Raw genomic sequence first — 15,451 nt, forward strand, 5'->3', positions numbered from 1 at the left:
ATGAGGATACTATCGCTCGATACATCGGCTGAGGTGGGGGGTGCCGCACTCGTTGACTCGGAGAGTGGGCTTGCGGGTGAGGTTGTAATCAGTCTGTATGGTAAGAAAAAGACCTTTTCGGAGCGACTTATGCCCTCTATCGACTTCCTTTTAGGCTCCGCAGGATGGCATGTCAGTGATGTTGACGCATTTGCGCTGACCGTGGGGCCGGGGTCGTTTACAGGGCTGCGGGTTGGTATGAGCACAATAAAAGGGCTTGCCTTTGCAACCGTTAAGCCTGTTGTGGCGATACCCACCTTTGAGGCACTGTCGTACAACCACCTCTACTGTGCCTATCCCGTGTGTGCCATCCTTGATGCCCGAAAGGGCGAGGTCTATGCAACCGTATTTCAGTGGGAGAACGACCGCCTTTGCACACTACTCGATACAGGTATCTATGGCATAAACGAACTCCCCGGTAACCTCCCCCCCGGAAAGATCGTCTTTACCGGTGGGGCAATCGTCTCCTGCCGGGATGTGATACGCAGCCACCTGGGCGACAACGCCATCCTGTCCCGTGCCTATGTCGCACCCATAAACGTTGGATTGCTGGCTCTGGAGAGGTTAAAGACCGGGGATGTCTGCCGTATCGACCAATTAAGCCCCATTTACCTCACGAAATCACAGGCAGAGCAACGCTATGGATGCAACAATCCGCAGGATGACAACGGATGACCTGTCGGCAGTCCTCCGCATAGAAGATCGGGCATTTAGCAGTCCGTGGAGCCGGAGGTCGTTTGTGTATGAACTGGACAGTGACATTGCCATCTGCCTTGTTGCCTCCCGTGCGGATAAAGTTATCGGCTATGTGTGTACACAGGCGTTGTTTGGCGAGGCATATATCTTAAAACTGGCCGTGCATGATAAGTTCAGACGCCAAAACGTAGGCACCTTGCTAATTGGCAGCACCCTGGAGGTATTGCATGGACTGTTCTGCGAAAAGGTTCTGCTTGAGGTGAGAAGATCAAACGAACCTGCCCTGAGATTATACGAATGCTTTGGGTTTAAACGCCTCTCCGTACGAAGCGGATACTACACAGACCCCACAGAGGATGCCATCACCATGGTACTCCGCACCAACCTGTCAGGGCATACCCACGGATGCAATGAACGCTAAAAAAGATACGCCTGACTTAGAGGGGATAACGCTGCTTATTGTTGATGATGCCCCTGCCTCCCTGGCAGCCATAGAGAGGCATTTTATACACTCAGGGGGGATGACCTACAGGGCCTGCAGCGTGCAAGAGGCACTGGGTATAATTTCCGCAATACACGTAGACGTAGTCCTTGCCATTGCGCACCAGAGACATGCCAACTGGAGGATGCTTGTGGAGGGTTTTAAAAACGCCAATCCGGCGGGTATTTTCTACTATATGGGTGGACATTACCTGGAGACACCCATTGAGGTGTTCAGCGCCGGTGTTGAAGACTACCTGGACAGCGATATAGCCCCCGAGCGATTTGTCCGGATGGTGGAAATGCGTCTTGGCAGGAGCCAGGGCAAGAGCACCGCCCTGACCCTCGTAGACCCCATCGTGAGCAGACTTCGCCCCTATTTTCGGTTTCGCTCACCGGCCATGTATCGGGCACTTGAGAATCTGCCCGCAATGGCGGCCTCCAATCAGACGATACTCATCTCCGGACAAACGGGAACCGGTAAGGAGATGGTTGCGCGTGCCGTGCACGTCCTGAGCAAACGGGCGGATGGTCCGTTTGTGGCCGTCAACTGTGGGGCGATCCCCGAGGGACTCATCGAGGACGAGCTTTTTGGGCACGAAAAGGGCGCCTTTACCGGGGCACTTCGCATGCGCAGGGGGAAGTTTGAGGAGGCCGATGGCGGCACCCTCTTGCTCGATGAGATCGGGGATATGCCTCTGGTGTTGCAGGTGCGGCTGCTGAGGGTGCTGGAGGACAATCGCTTTTACAGGGTCGGGGGGGACGTCCCCGTGTCCTTTAACGTGCGCATCATAGCGGCAACTCGCAGGGAGCTTGAAAAGGCCGTTGAAGAGGGGGTCTTTCGGGATGACCTGTACTATCGCCTGAACATCCTGCGCATACACCTGCCACCCTTGAGTCAACGCCCCGAAGACATTGCCTATCTGGCATTCTTTTTCCTTGCCAGGGCATTTACCGAAATGAACCTTGCTCCGCCCTATCCTGCCCTGTCCGCTGCCACCATTGACCTCATCGAGCATCTGGCCTGGAAGGGCAATGTCCGTGAATTGCGAAACGTCATGACGCGTGTTGCCATCCTCCTGCCACCAGAGGTCAAACTGATCCTGCCCCAGCACGTGCTGCCACACATCGAGGAAAAAGAACGTCCCGTCTTCCATGACAAGACTGCTTCGGGCATCTTTATCCCCCTGGGTACCCCCATGCAACAGGTCGAGGAGATCGTCATAGCAGAGACCCTCAAGGCCGTCGGCGGCAACCGCTCAAAAGCTGCCAGACTACTCAATATCGGTCTGCGCACCCTACGCAGAAGACTCAAAGAATGAGGAACAAAAACCAAGGGTATCCTAGCCCCCTCAGACCCCCCTGCAAGGGGAGGGGTGAGCCACCCTGGCCAAAAGAACCCTTTCGAAACCTTTTACTCAGAACTGATAGACCATAGACAGTATATACCTGTCCTTGGCCCTGGACAGGTCCACGGCTGCATCTATCTGCCATTGGTTAAACAACACCGTCCCTATACCGCCTGTGTAATGCCAGATATCTTCGCCACCGTCAGCTATAGCGTGAAAACTTGACCCCTCTTTTGCATACAAGCCATGATGAGGGTCATAGTATGTCCCAAGCCTTATGGCAATGGGAGTGTCCTTGAGCGGGAACACATACTCGGTGCCAAGGTGAAATTCCCATTGGTCTTTTATTTCAAAGTTCGAGGCAGGCTCCGTGCTACCGTTGTCCAGGGCATATGGCACACTAAAATCCTTCATTATATCTGAGTATTTGATGTACTTGCCTTCGGTAATGATAGTCCAGCGCTGTACTGGTTTTACCGCAACCCCTAATGACAGGGTATCTGGTATATTGAAAGTGTTGTTATGCAGGGAAACACCGCCACCGTTACTTTGGGGCAAGGCATAGGATGTTTCATAGTTAAAGCCGGGCATTCTGGCATAATTAACCCCAAAACGAAGCATCTCCAGCGGTACGTAAAGTACCCCAACCCTATAAGCCAACTTTATACCATACCCCGATGAACGATCGTGCATACGTGCGCTCTGGTCTATGTCAAATCCACTCTTTAAGCCCAAGCTATCCACGCTTGCACCGGCACCAATGAACAGCGTCTCTCCAAAGAAGCCCTTTGCCACGCTTAATCCATACTCGTCGATGGATAATTTGTTAAAGCCTTCATATTTATAACTGGTATTGAGGTTGGAGGCAAACTTTAAATGTGTGTTTGCCAGTCTGTTGTAAAACAACGAAACATGAATAAAGTCGTTGAACAGTTTCGTTGAAAAAGAGCCAAAAGACAGGTTTGTATTATCCGGTACGCTCCACTGATCAGACGTTGTTGGCCTGCCATCATTGCCCACGAACTCCCTGATTTGTGTATCGTAGCGTCTGAACGTACCTTCAATGGCGATCTGTGTCCTGGGTAACTGAGCCAACCCGGCAGGATTACTTATTGCAGAGGTTGCATCGTCGGCCAGGGCTACAAATGCACCGCCCATACCACTGGCCCGTGCACCGGGGGGGGTAAAGCTAAAGTCCGTATAAGCCCACTCATAGCTGTTTGTTATTGCAAACACCCCTGCCGGAGTTGTCAGCAAAATCAGCATCGTTAATGACAACAATAGCATAAAACTTGACTGTCTTAAGTTCTTCATAAAAATCTCCTGTCTAAATGTTTTTTCCAACAACGTTAGCAATTCTCATTGAAGGTGTGAGCGACATTGCCATAATCTTGATTTACCTCCCCTTGTGGGAGGAAATAAACACGTATGCCCTTGACCCCATAAAATACCACGTATCTTAATGCCAATCAAATCGAAATCTGCTACAATTACTGTCCGATTATCTTTACGAGGAGTCGTTTTTTGCGCCGACCGTCGAATTCGCCGTAAAAAATCTGTTCCCAGCGGCCAAAGTCCAGTTTCCCGTCGGTAATTGCCACTACGACCTCCCTGCCCATTATCTGACGTTTCATGTGGGCATCGGCATTGTCCTCGCCGACGTTGTGCCGGTACTGCGACACGGGCTCGTGCGGGGCCAGCTTCTCCAGCCACCTTTCGTAGTCGCTGTGTAACCCAGACTCGTCATCGTTGATAAACACCGAGGCCGTGATGTGCATGGCATTGACCAACACCAGCCCCTCCTTTATGCCACTTTCACGCAGACAGTTCTCCACATCCGGTGTGATGTTTTTAAATGCCCGCCGTGTTGGCACCTCATACCATAACTCCTTACGATACGTCTTCATAACTTAACCTCGTCTACTTTTTGATATCCGAAAGCCTCTCTTTGGCCTTTGTGGCGTACTCTGAATCAGGGTATTTCGTTACGATCTCTTCATACAACTGCCTTGCGTGTTCCCGATTATTCTGCTTTTCCTCAAACTGCGCAGTCTCAAACAGTTCCCTGTCCTTCTTGCCCGCACATCCCGGTAGCAACAACACTATCACCACGGCTAATAAAACTACCAACCTCTTCATTTTTATTATAACCACCCCCTATAATTTTTATCATCATAACGTATATAATAATAGCATAGATAAGCAGGTATTTTGTTAGCAACAATGAGTTTAGAGACAAGCGACTTTAGAGATACAGGTGATACTTTACGGGGTCAAGGGGACAGCGTCCCCCGACATAAAAGGGGGTCCGTGAGTGGCGAGCCGCCCCTGGCTCAATCCCCCTTGTGGAGGGGTCTGAGGAGAGGCAAAGCCTCCCATTCTTGTCTTTTATGACAGACGATAGAGACATACAGGGCATCGAAGACAGCACGATGCGGGTACTGGAATTTGGCAAGATACTGGAGATGGCCGCTGCATTTGCCGTATCGACAGAGGGCAAGGCCCTGGTGGGTCGCATCAGACCCCTGGGAGATATCAACGACGTAAGACTCTATATCAATTTCATAAGCCAGTGGCGGGGGTTGCTCTCTGAGATAAAGCAGTCGGGTATAGAACCATTTGACAACCTAACCGAACACTTCGCCATGCTCAAGCCCGAAGGTGCCATCCTTGAACCCATACAGTTACGCCAGTTTCTGCCGCTGTTTGACTCGGCCATTAACCTCAGACGTCTGCACACGCAAAAGTCCTGGCCGATGATCCAGTCGATAGTATCGGGATTGACAACACACCCCAATCTCCGGCGCCTCATAGAGACATCCATAGACGTCGATGGCCGTATTACTGATGAGGCATCCCAGGAACTTGCCGCCGTCAGAAGGAAGCTCGCCTCGTACGCCAACAGGGTCAAGGGTATCCTGGAACGTCTGCTCAAGCGCAAGGAGCTTGCCTCACACATCCAGGACAACTTCATAACCGAACGCAATGGGCGGTGGGTCGTCCCGCTGAAAAAGGACTCCCGAGGACAACTCCAGGGCGTGGTACATGACATATCAAAGACGGGAGAAACCCTCTTTATCGAACCATACGAAAGCCAACCCCTGGGCAACGAAATAGAATCCCTCAGGGCAGAGGAAAAAATAGAGGAGTTTAAGGTACTCAAGCGCCTCTGCACCCTGCTCAGAGACGACCTCTCCGAAATAGAACAAGACTACCTGACGATTATACATATAGATGCCGTTGTTGCCGTGGCGGTCTTTTCCGACACCATGCGTATGACACCACCGGAGATCAACGAAGAACGCTTTATCAGAATAAACAAGGGCCGTCATCCTGTACTCTGGAAACGCCTCAAAAAAACCAACCAAGAGGCAAAGCTGGTTCCCCTTGACTTCGTACTTGGCCAGAAGTACAGTTCGATGCTTATAACCGGTTCCAACGCCGGCGGCAAGACCGTCGCCCTCAAGACCATTGGGGTGTTGCACCTGATGGCCCTTTCGGGGATGCACATACCGGCGGCATCGGGGACAACCATCCCGTTTGTCAGAAAGATATTTGTGGACATAGGCGATGAGCAGTCCATAGAGGACAACCTGTCAACGTTTTCGGGACACATGTATCATATAGCGGACATCCTGCGCAAGAGCGACGCCAACTCCCTCGTCCTGCTCGACGAGCTTGGTTCGGGCACTGACCCCGATGAGGGCGGCTCGCTGGGTAGCGCAATACTCAGGGCACTGACGGAGCGTGGGACGCTGTCTGTAATCACAACCCACCTGGGACTGCTTAAGCTCTTTGCATACACCGAAGAAGACATCACCTTTGGTTCAATGGAGATAGAGGTAGTGCATGATGGCACTGCCACGGTGTTCAGGCCCACATACAGCCTGACAATAGGGGAGTTTGGACGCTCACATGCCTTTGAAATAGCCGCCAACTGTGGTCTGCCACCCGCTCTCATACAAGAGGCCAGGGAGTTCATGACCGACTCGGATAGAAAAATGGAGTACCTCATCACCGACCTCAAGAGGATGCTCAAGGAAAATAGAAAGACCCTCTCCGATGCAGAGGAGATCAAACAAGAGGCTATGAGGCTCCGTGACGACCTCGTAGGGGAACTGGACAGAACCCGCAGTGCAAACGAGGAAGCCCTTGCCGATACCTATCGCAAGGCCGAGGAGATACTACAGGGGTTGAAGGCTGAGGCCAAGGAGATACTGCTGTTGTTGCAACACTCCGACACCCAGAGGGTCAAGGGCATGGTCGTCAACATCGACAAGCGGATTGCCAAACTGCGGGAGAGTCGCAAGACACTGCAAAGGGAAAAACACAAGGACATCCAGAAACCCCAGCATGGTCAGCGAGTACTCCTGCGAGGGTTTGATGTGGAGGGGATCATACTCTCCGTAAATGAGAGAAAGTCGCGTTGCACGGTGCTGATAAATGGCCGGGAGGTGGAGGTGCCTTTTACCGAACTCCTGGAATGTGAGGGCAAGCCGTTTGGCTCAGAGACGTCCCTTAAGCAGGGCAGGCAACATGTCTCCGACATCGACAAGTCGTTTGATATGCCACGGGAGTTGAACCTGATCGGTCAGCGGGTAGACCCCGCTCTGTCAACACTTGAGCGTTATCTCAACGATGCGGCCATTAACGATGTTGATCGGGTGAAGATCATACACGGGGTGAGCACGGGGCGTCTGGCTGGCGCAATTCGTGAGTACCTCAAGGACCATCCGCTGGTCAAGGGCTACAGAAAGGGCAACAACGATGAAGGCGGCGAGGCCGTGACAATTGTAACTTTATAGGAAATCAGTAACTCATGTTACGCATAGAGACAGTGTTTTGCCGAAAAGGAGAGGCAATTGTGTATGGAATATACATTTGAACAAGGTATAATGGGGTCAAGGGGACTGGTCCCCTTGCAGGGGGGTCTGAGGGGGGCGGAGCCGCCCCCTCTTTATACACTGTGCGTAAGGTGAGTCAGTAATGGATGCTGCCGAGCGGTTCATCAAAAAAGTAACGGGCAGCCAGTAGAGACAAGTCTTAGGAGGAAGAAAATGGAAGGGGCAGAGACATTACACGGAGCAGGTTATAATCCGCAAGAGGGGGAAGCCCTCTTACGAGCTATAAGCGATACAGCCAACGATGCCATAATCATGATGGACGAGGCATACAACGTTACTTTCTGGAACAAGGCAGCCCAGACAACGTTTAAGTACACACCGCAAGACATACTTGGTAAGAACATGCTTGACACCCTGATAGCAGAGCAGTTTCATCAAACGTTAATAAAGAACCTGTGTGTCTTGAGAGACAATGAAACCTATGGAATCGGGACACCGTTTTATATAATGGCCTTTGGCAAGGACAGACAGGAAGTGTTTTGCCGTATCAACATATCGGCCATCAGGGTTGACGGCAAAGTACAGACTGTGATGGTCATCCGGGAGGCCATAGACTTCAAGCTCAAACAGAACCTTACGACGCTCAGAAAAGTAACGGAAACAATGCCTCTGGGTCTCTGCATTACCGACATGAATGGCGTGATACTTTATGTGAACCCTGTCATGGCTGAGATGCACGGATATAGCGCCAAGGAACTCAACGGCAAGGGGGTTACGGATGTCTTTTACAGTTTGTTTATAGTTGCCGCACAGAATAACTTCGTGACAAAGGACATCGAATTAATCAGCAAGAGGAAAGACAAGGTATCCGTTTCCGTGGTATTGAACTCCGATATTGCACGAAATGACAATGGAGAGCCCATTGCGATCTTTATGACATGTCAGGACATAACCTCATGTAAGAAGCTGGAGGTGGAGGTCTGTACATACAAGGAGTCCCTGCAGGATAAAATTAAAGAACGAAGCCTTCTGCTAAAGACCAATGAGGACCTGCAACTGGAGATCGTCAGGAGCAGACAGCATCAGGAGATGTTTGATACAAAGATAAAGGACCTCAACATGCTCCTGAAGGAGGTTCATCACAGGGTAAAGAACAATCTCCAGATTATCAACAGCCTGTTGAGTCTCCAATCGGAGAAGCTCACCGACAAGGACATGCTTGGGATGTTTAAGGACATCCAGAATCGGGTCAGGGCGATGGCCCTGATACACGAAAAGTTATATCAATCCGCCTGTATGTCGGAGCTTAACTTCTATGAATACATCCAGGACCTGACCTACGAACTCGTAAACTCCTACAGTGACAATACATCCAAGGTGGAGCTGCTGCTTGAGATTGACATCCAGACCATTGACATTGACATAGCGATCCCCTGTGGGCTGGTAATCAACGAGCTTATATCAAATGCCTTGAAGTATGCCTTTCAAAACTCCAAGGCCGGTAAGATACGGATCGTGTTCTACAAGAATGCCGATGGCAAGTACGTGCTTATGATCAGCGACGACGGCGTTGGCGTGAAAAATGGCATAGATTTTCGTAACACAAAGTCGTTGGGTCTGCGCCTGGTACATGACCTGATCACGAGAAAGCTCAAAGGCACTCTCGATGTAGACACTAACAATGGTACGAAATACAAAATGGTTTTCTAATCTCTCCGGGGCGGATGACTCCCATCCCCCTCAAGACAGTGAGCGGTTGTCCTATGTCATCGTTTTTGTTCTATGTGCGCTTGTCCTGAGCATCTACTGGCAGACCTTGGGACATACCTTTATCTCCTACGATGACGGCCTGCATATAACTGGAAATAATGCCGTAAAAGGCGGTCTTTCCCTCGAGGGTATCAGGTGGGCATTTACGCAGACGCACAACATAAACTGGATGCCCTTGGTCTGGCTCTCCCACATGCTCGATTGTCAGTTGTACGGGATAGCTCCCTGGGGACATCACTTAACCAGCGTCCTGCTTCATATCTTGAACACCGTTGTGTTATTCTTTGCCCTTGTCAGGGTAACCGGGCAGAGGTGGCCTGCGTTGATTGTAACCGTAGTGTTTGCCCTGCATCCGTTGGCCGTGGAGTCTGTGGCGTGGGCCTCGGAGAGAAAGAATCTGCTGCTTGGGATCTGGTGGTTTCTGACCGTCTGGGTCTATGGCTGGTATGTGCAGAGTCGCTCACCAAATAGAGACATTGCCAGGTACATTGCCCTGATAGCGGTGGCATTTTGTGGCTACATGGCCAAGCCAACCTTTGTGGCCATCCCCGTGGCACTCTTGCTCCTGGATTGGTGGCCGTTAAACCGCCTCCGTTCATACAAAGACTTAGTGAGCATGGTGGCGGAGAAGTTACCGCTTGTGTTTTTTTCCTTCGTTATAAGCGTCTGGACTTACATCTCTCAGAAAACCGGTGGCTTCACCATGTCCCTGGAGATGCTGGAATTAAAGTACAGGCTCTACAACAGCGTGATGTCCTACGTCAAGTACATCGGCAAACTGTTCTGGCCATCCAGTCTGGCCGTGTATTATCCATTTCCAGGCGGGTTTAATATGATCGCTGTTGTGTTATCTACCGTGACCTTGATTTTGCTGACGGCGTTGGTGTTATGGTTTGGCAGGCGGTTGCCGTATCTTATAACTGGCTGGTTTTGGTTTATTTGCACCCTGCTGCCAAACATAGGGATCATCCAGTCCGGTGGACAGGCAATGGCCGACAGGTATTCGTATATCTCCTTCATCGGGTTGTATGTGATCATAGCCTGGGGGGCAAGGGATATCGTCATACGGTGGCCGCACTGGCGGACTGTTATCGTATCGTGCATAGTTGTTGCGTTGATGGCCCTGGTGCCCATAACGTGGAGGGTGGTCGGTTACTGGAGCAACGACCTGACCCTCTTTGGACACGCCGCCGAGGTAACGCAGGACAACTATCTGGCACACAACAACTACGGCGTGGCCTTATTCAAGCTGGGGCGGTACGATGAGGCGTTTGTGCAGTTCTCAAGGGCGGTCGCTATACGGTCTGATTACGTCCTGGCGCAGATCAACCTCGGTAACATATATCTGATCAGGGCCGACTACGACAAGGCCATCGAACACTACAGTCAGGCATTAAAAGTACAGCCATCCAATACCACAGCCCGCTATTACATCGGCCTAGCGTATGAAGAAAAGGCAAAGGCAAAGACAAGGAGGGCGGCTCCGCCCCCTCCTTGACCTCCCCCGCAAGGGGACCAGTTCCCTTGACCCCTTCCTTGCGATGGCTTTAGGCGTGGTACGTCTATATCTACTCACACTTTGTAAAGCCGCAGTCGTGGCAGACGGAGCATCCACCCTCGTGCTCTACGCATCCACCGCACTCGGGGCAGGCACCAACCAGCATGTTTTCGGTGTACTTGTCGCCGTTGCCGTTGTGTGCATCCTGGCCCTGGCCGTTGTAGTGCTCTATGGCCTTTGCTATGGCGTCGGAACAGGACGATATCTTACCGCCGTTGGTCCAGATCGGCTGATGACACGAAATGCCCTTCAACTGCTTGATTATCTCATCTATAACGATGTTGCACCGCAGGGCAAGCGAAACCAGCCTGCCTATGGCCTCCGATTGACTGGCCGCACAACCACCAGCCTTGCCTATGTGATTAAAGACCTCAAAGGGAACTCCCTTTTCATCTAGGTTTACGGTAACGTAGAGGTTGCCGCAACCCGTCAACATTGCCTCCGTGCTACCCTTGATGGTCTTGGGACGCTTGCGCGGGGTGACCTTGGCCGCCTTGACCTCAACGGGGGCGGCGACCTTTTGAGTGGATAGCACCTGCTCATCCCTGGAGCCATCCCTGTAAACAGTTACCCCCTTGCAGCCGGACCTGTAGGCCTGAAGATACACCTGCTTGACGTCGTCAACCGTAGCGCCGGCGGGAAAGTTCACGGTCTTGGAGACGGCATTGTCAACGTACTTCTGAAAGGCCGCCTGCATACGCACGTGATACTGTGGCGTTATATCGTGTGCGGTCACAAATGTCTCTCTGACTTCCCCGGGGATATCGTTTATAGCGGAGATGGAGGCATTGCCTGCTATCTGCTGCATAAGTTTTTCGCTGTAGAACCCCTGCTGTTTGGCTATGGCCTCGAAATAGGGGTTGACCTCGATGAGCTTTGTACCTTCCAGGACGTTGCGCACGTAGCAGACGGCAAATATCGGCTCTATGCCCGAAGAGCAACCCGCTATGATTGACAGTGTCCCCGTTGGTGCGATTGTGGTTATGGTGGCGTTGCGCATCTTTCTGCTGCCGTCGTAGATGCTGCCCTTGTGGTTGGGAAACACACCCCGCTGCTGTGCAAGGGCCTCAGAGGCATCCCTGCCCTCCTGGTGGATGGTCTTGATGACCTCCTCCGCCAGCTCGATGGCCTGCTCGGAGCTGTAGGGTATCCCCAGTTGTATGAGCATGTCGGCCCAACCCATTACACCCAGGCCGATCTTTCTGTTGGCCCTGGTCATCTCCTCAATGGACTTAAGCGGGTACTTGTTGAGGTCTATGACGTTGTCCAGGAAGTGTACGGCCTTGTGAGTGGTCTGTTTCAGGCGTTGGTAGTCTATCTCAAAAGTGGTGCGTCCGCCGTTGGAGGCGGGTCTTACCATCTTCGCCAGGTTTATGGAGCCGAGGTTACAGGACTCATATGGCAACAGGGGCTGTTCGCCACAGGGATTGGTGGCCTCTATTTCGCCAACCAGGGGGGTTGGATTTGCCTGGTTGAGTCTGTCGAGGAAGACGATGCCGGGTTCACCGTTTTTCCATGCGTGTTTTACGATGGTATCAAAGACGTGTGTAGCGTCGAGTTTTTTGACGACGTTGCCGTTGCGTGGATTTATCAGATCGTATTGGGCACCGGCCTCCAAGGCAGTCATAAACTGTTCCGTGATGGCCACGGAGATGTTGAAGTTGTTGAGACGTTCTTTGTTATCCTTGCACGTTGTAAAGTCAAGGATATCGGGGTGGTCTACCCTGACAATGGCCATGTTTGCCCCCCGGCGCGTCCCTCCTTGTTTGACCGCTTCGGTGGCGGTATCAAAGACAGTCATAAATGACACCGGTCCTGATGATACCCCCTTGGTGGAGCCAACCATATCGCCCTTGGGTCTCAGAGACGAGAAGCTAAATCCCGTGCCCCCTCCGGACTTGTGTATCAGTGCGGCATTTTTGACCGCCTCAAATATACTCTCCATCGAGTCTTCAACGGGCAGGACAAAGCACGCACTTAACTGTCCCAGCCGTCTGCCCGCATTCATCAGCGTAGGGCTGTTGGGCAGAAAGCTCAACGACGTCATAAGCTCATAGAACTCTCCCTCTAAACTCTCTATTTCCGGAACACCTTTGCCATAGTTGAGGTCTGCCGAGGCGACAAACCTGGCGATCCGTTTAAACAAGTCCTGTGGCGTTTCTATGGGGACGCCGGCGTCATCCTTTTTCAAGTACCTCTTTTCAAGTACCTTAATGGCGTTGGGTGTTAGATTCATCTACTGCCTCCTTATTAAAACATGTTAATTTTTATAGTTCCTAAAGTCCTTATCATATGTATAATAACACAAAGGGTTATAGATTTACAAAGGTATGACAGCATGGGGCAGGGCAATCGCATTTGACCGTAAGAGAAAAGAAAGGGGCGGTTTGTGGCCAGGGTGCCTCACCCCCTTGACCCCTTCCTGTGCAGGTGTAAATCTCTCACAAAAGTCTTGCCATGCTTGTTTAAGAGGATACACTTACCCTTATTCCTCTTCTTCTTCCGACTACTTAATGATATCCCAATCGCTGCTGGGGACTAACGAGATTGCCTTGTAGTTTGATATGTTCATGCCATACATGTACCAGACAACGATCAGCCCTAAAGACGTGTTTTGCCATATGATGTCATACTTACCGTCCTTGTTAAAGTCTTCAACCTGCTTGATGTGCCAGTTGAGATCAGAGATCGTTATGGGCGATCCCATGCTTGATACGGATAAGCCATCCATAAGCCAGATACCTACCTGTCCGGTCCTTGAGTTTTGCCACAGGATGTCGCTCTTGCCATCCCCGTTGAAGTCGTACTTTAGTGTGTTTGTGCCGTGGTTGTCGTTTGACTTGAACGTGACGGTTGCGTTCTTGTCCGAGGTCATGTTCACCGCACAGATATTACCAATTGTGGTGTCACAGCCCGTCCAACCTACTCACGTTGACACGCCATCGGCTGCCGCGGTCAGTATCACGGACATGCCGGTGTTGTAAGATGCGGAGCACGTCATGCCGCAGTTGATCCCCGAAGGCGAGCTTGTCACCGTGCCGGAGCCTGTACCGGACTTGTTGATTGTCAGCTTGTAAGGTCCGCCACTTGAAGAAGGAGCAAACTTCTGAATGCGATTGTTGTTTAAATCAGCCACATACACATTGCCTGCGCTGTCTGTCACTACACCCCTGGGCCTATTAAACTGCCCATCGCCTGTGCCTTGGCTTCCCCACTTGGTGACAAAGACGTAGTCGTCCGCAGAGGCGTCAACGGCAAGGCTACCAAGGCACATCGCCGCGATTACGACGATCAGCGCCAGGGTTAGCAGTCCAGCTTTCGCCGTAGGACGCTCCTGTCTTCTTAGATAATTAAAGCATTGAAACATAAATTACCTCTAAACTTGTTTGATTTATTTTGCTTAAACCGGTAAGACCGGCTATTGTGACACGGATTCTTAAGTTTATACACAAAACGGCCAAAATCAAGGCAATGCAAGAGGCGGAAAAATGGCGCAGTACACCCGCTTTTAGTTGCCAATCGAAGCAGCATGAGATAGGAAAAAACAGGGGCCGTGAAAAAATTTTTTACTAAAAGGGTGTTATATGTGAGTGAATGCAAGGGTCATGCCAAACCCCAAGCTCACAAAAATTATCGAGGTATGTAGACGATGCAGATCACACCTCCTAAAAAGCGAAGTCCCCAAACACGTCGGCAATGTCTATCTCCAGCCCCTCAATGACCCTGGATTTAACCACACCCTCTCCCTCGGCTATGGAAAAAAGCTCGTATGCGTCTCCTTCAATGGTAAAGACCTCGATGGTCTCAAGCTCAGGAAAGACAATCCAGTATTCAGGGACTCTAAATCTTTCATATATCTTTTTCTTGGTTACGGTGTCTTTACCAACCGACCCCTTAGAGACGATCTCACACACCATGTCCGGCACGCCTCGTACCCAGTCTTGAAAGATACCCATATTTTCGTTTTTTATAAACAAGATATCAGGCTGTACCTTCTGCACACCCTCATCGAGAATAACATCTAACGGTGAATAAAAGACCATCCCTAATTTCTTATTCTTTACAAAAGGACTCATTATGTCATATATATTTTTGCTGATACTCTGATGCTTTCCAAACGGACTAGGCCCCATAACCTCCACTCCATTAATTATCTCTGTCAAGTCAAAATCTCTGTCTAATGTCTGTGCTTCCATACTGTATTATAGTTTATATATCGCATACTAAAATTGTCAATAGGTATTGCTGGAAAACCACGGTTAATTTGTTCTGTATAAAAGATGAAGATTATATCAGACAATAGAGTTATACTGATCGGATTCGAGTTTTTTAGGGTATCAAAATTGCCTGCATACAACGGAAGTTCCAGATTGGAGAGTTCGAGATGTCCCTATAAAGCCTTTATAATAAACATTCTATGTTGATTTGCTTAAGAATTATTCGCACAAACAGAGCCTAACACTTCAGGAATTTGTATGCCAAGTTTTTCTAAACCTCTTTCGGCTATACCTGCCGGTTTTACCACCCTCGTAATTATTACACCTCCTATTTCTTCATCTACGCATACTATTTCATTTAAACTTGAAATTAGTTCATCTATTGGTTCTTCCATTTCACATGTCTTCTTTATAAATTCATTTAAGAGTCTCAATGCAAGCATTACTAAGAACACATGTCCTCTTGTTCTATTTTCTTTTGTGTGATATATTGGTCTT

The 15,451-nt window shown here is 50.4% G+C and carries 13 protein-coding genes and 1 pseudogene; 6 read left to right on the top strand and 8 right to left on the bottom strand.

The window, feature by feature from the left end:
* From tsaB to Mcas_RS16930, 3 genes are read left to right on the top strand one after another with little or no spacing between them, the layout of a single operon-like run.
* Positions 1–714, top strand: a complete 714-nt coding sequence (gene tsaB, locus Mcas_RS11960) for a tRNA (adenosine(37)-N6)-threonylcarbamoyltransferase complex dimerization subunit type 1 TsaB (protein ID WP_052567339.1) — start codon at positions 1–3, stop codon at positions 712–714.
* Complete coding sequence (gene rimI, locus Mcas_RS11965) at positions 680–1,156, top strand: ribosomal protein S18-alanine N-acetyltransferase (RefSeq protein ID WP_040335776.1); 477 nt, start codon at positions 680–682, stop codon at positions 1,154–1,156. The genes tsaB and rimI overlap by 35 nt, the downstream gene beginning before the upstream one ends.
* Positions 1,146–2,537 carry a sigma-54-dependent transcriptional regulator gene (locus tag Mcas_RS16930; RefSeq protein ID WP_052567343.1) on the top strand — a complete coding sequence of 464 codons (1,392 nt, stop codon included), beginning with the start codon at positions 1,146–1,148 and terminating at the stop codon, positions 2,535–2,537. Before rimI ends, Mcas_RS16930 begins: the two co-directional genes overlap by 11 nt.
* 96 nt (positions 2,538–2,633) lie before the next feature.
* Here the strand turns inward: Mcas_RS16930 and Mcas_RS11975 are convergent, their stop codons facing one another.
* The 3 genes from Mcas_RS11975 to Mcas_RS11985 all read right to left on the bottom strand — a co-directional run bounded on the left by Mcas_RS11975 (position 2,634) and on the right by Mcas_RS11985 (position 4,703).
* Complete coding sequence (locus Mcas_RS11975) at positions 2,634–3,878, bottom strand: OmpP1/FadL family transporter (RefSeq protein ID WP_040335777.1); 1,245 nt, start codon at positions 3,876–3,878, stop codon at positions 2,634–2,636.
* A 176-nt stretch (positions 3,879–4,054) separates the two neighbouring features.
* Positions 4,055–4,471: a secondary thiamine-phosphate synthase enzyme YjbQ gene (locus Mcas_RS11980; protein WP_040335778.1), complete on the bottom strand. Its 417-nt coding sequence runs from the start codon at positions 4,469–4,471 to the stop codon at positions 4,055–4,057.
* 13 nt (positions 4,472–4,484) lie between these two features.
* Entirely contained in the window at positions 4,485–4,703 is a 219-nt protein-coding gene (locus Mcas_RS11985; protein ID WP_040335779.1) for a tetratricopeptide repeat protein, read from the bottom strand.
* A 251-nt stretch (positions 4,704–4,954) separates the two neighbouring features.
* Here Mcas_RS11985 and Mcas_RS11990 point away from each other — a divergent pair, with 251 nt between their 5' ends.
* The 3 genes from Mcas_RS11990 to Mcas_RS12000 all read left to right on the top strand — a co-directional run bounded on the left by Mcas_RS11990 (position 4,955) and on the right by Mcas_RS12000 (position 10,676).
* Positions 4,955–7,369: an endonuclease MutS2 gene (locus Mcas_RS11990; protein WP_040335780.1), complete on the top strand. Its 2,415-nt coding sequence runs from the start codon at positions 4,955–4,957 to the stop codon at positions 7,367–7,369.
* Positions 7,370–7,621: 252 nt separating this feature from the next.
* Positions 7,622–9,118, top strand: coding sequence for a PAS domain-containing sensor histidine kinase (locus tag Mcas_RS16935; protein ID WP_052567345.1), 1,497 nt, complete (start codon positions 7,622–7,624; stop codon positions 9,116–9,118).
* The gene (locus Mcas_RS12000) at positions 9,090–10,676 is read left to right on the top strand and encodes a tetratricopeptide repeat protein (RefSeq protein ID WP_081853828.1); all 1,587 of its coding nucleotides are present in this window, start codon (positions 9,090–9,092) and stop codon (positions 10,674–10,676) included. Before Mcas_RS16935 ends, Mcas_RS12000 begins: the two co-directional genes overlap by 29 nt.
* Positions 10,677–10,746: 70 nt before the next feature.
* Here Mcas_RS12000 and Mcas_RS12005 read toward each other — a convergent pair whose 3' ends face one another.
* The 5 genes and pseudogenes from Mcas_RS12005 to Mcas_RS18530 all read right to left on the bottom strand — a co-directional run.
* Positions 10,747–12,972 (bottom strand): vitamin B12-dependent ribonucleotide reductase, encoded by a 2,226-nt coding sequence (locus Mcas_RS12005; RefSeq protein WP_040335782.1) that lies wholly within the window; start codon positions 12,970–12,972, stop codon positions 10,747–10,749.
* A gap of 270 nt (positions 12,973–13,242) precedes the next feature.
* Positions 13,243–13,611, bottom strand: coding sequence for an FG-GAP repeat domain-containing protein (locus Mcas_RS12010; protein ID WP_040335783.1), 369 nt, complete (start codon positions 13,609–13,611; stop codon positions 13,243–13,245).
* Between the two features lie 51 nt (positions 13,612–13,662).
* Complete coding sequence (locus Mcas_RS12015) at positions 13,663–14,103, bottom strand: NHL repeat-containing protein (protein WP_040335784.1); 441 nt, start codon at positions 14,101–14,103, stop codon at positions 13,663–13,665.
* A 298-nt stretch (positions 14,104–14,401) separates the two neighbouring features.
* Complete coding sequence (locus Mcas_RS12020; RefSeq protein ID WP_040335785.1) at positions 14,402–14,932, bottom strand: Uma2 family endonuclease; 531 nt, start codon at positions 14,930–14,932, stop codon at positions 14,402–14,404.
* 233 nt (positions 14,933–15,165) lie between these two features.
* Positions 15,166–15,451: pseudogene (locus Mcas_RS18530) on the bottom strand (hypothetical protein); the annotation flags it as partial.

Source organism: Candidatus Magnetobacterium casense, assembly GCF_000714715.1.
In the GTDB taxonomy this organism is placed as follows: Bacteria; Nitrospirota; Thermodesulfovibrionia; order Thermodesulfovibrionales; family Magnetobacteriaceae; genus Magnetobacterium; species Magnetobacterium casense.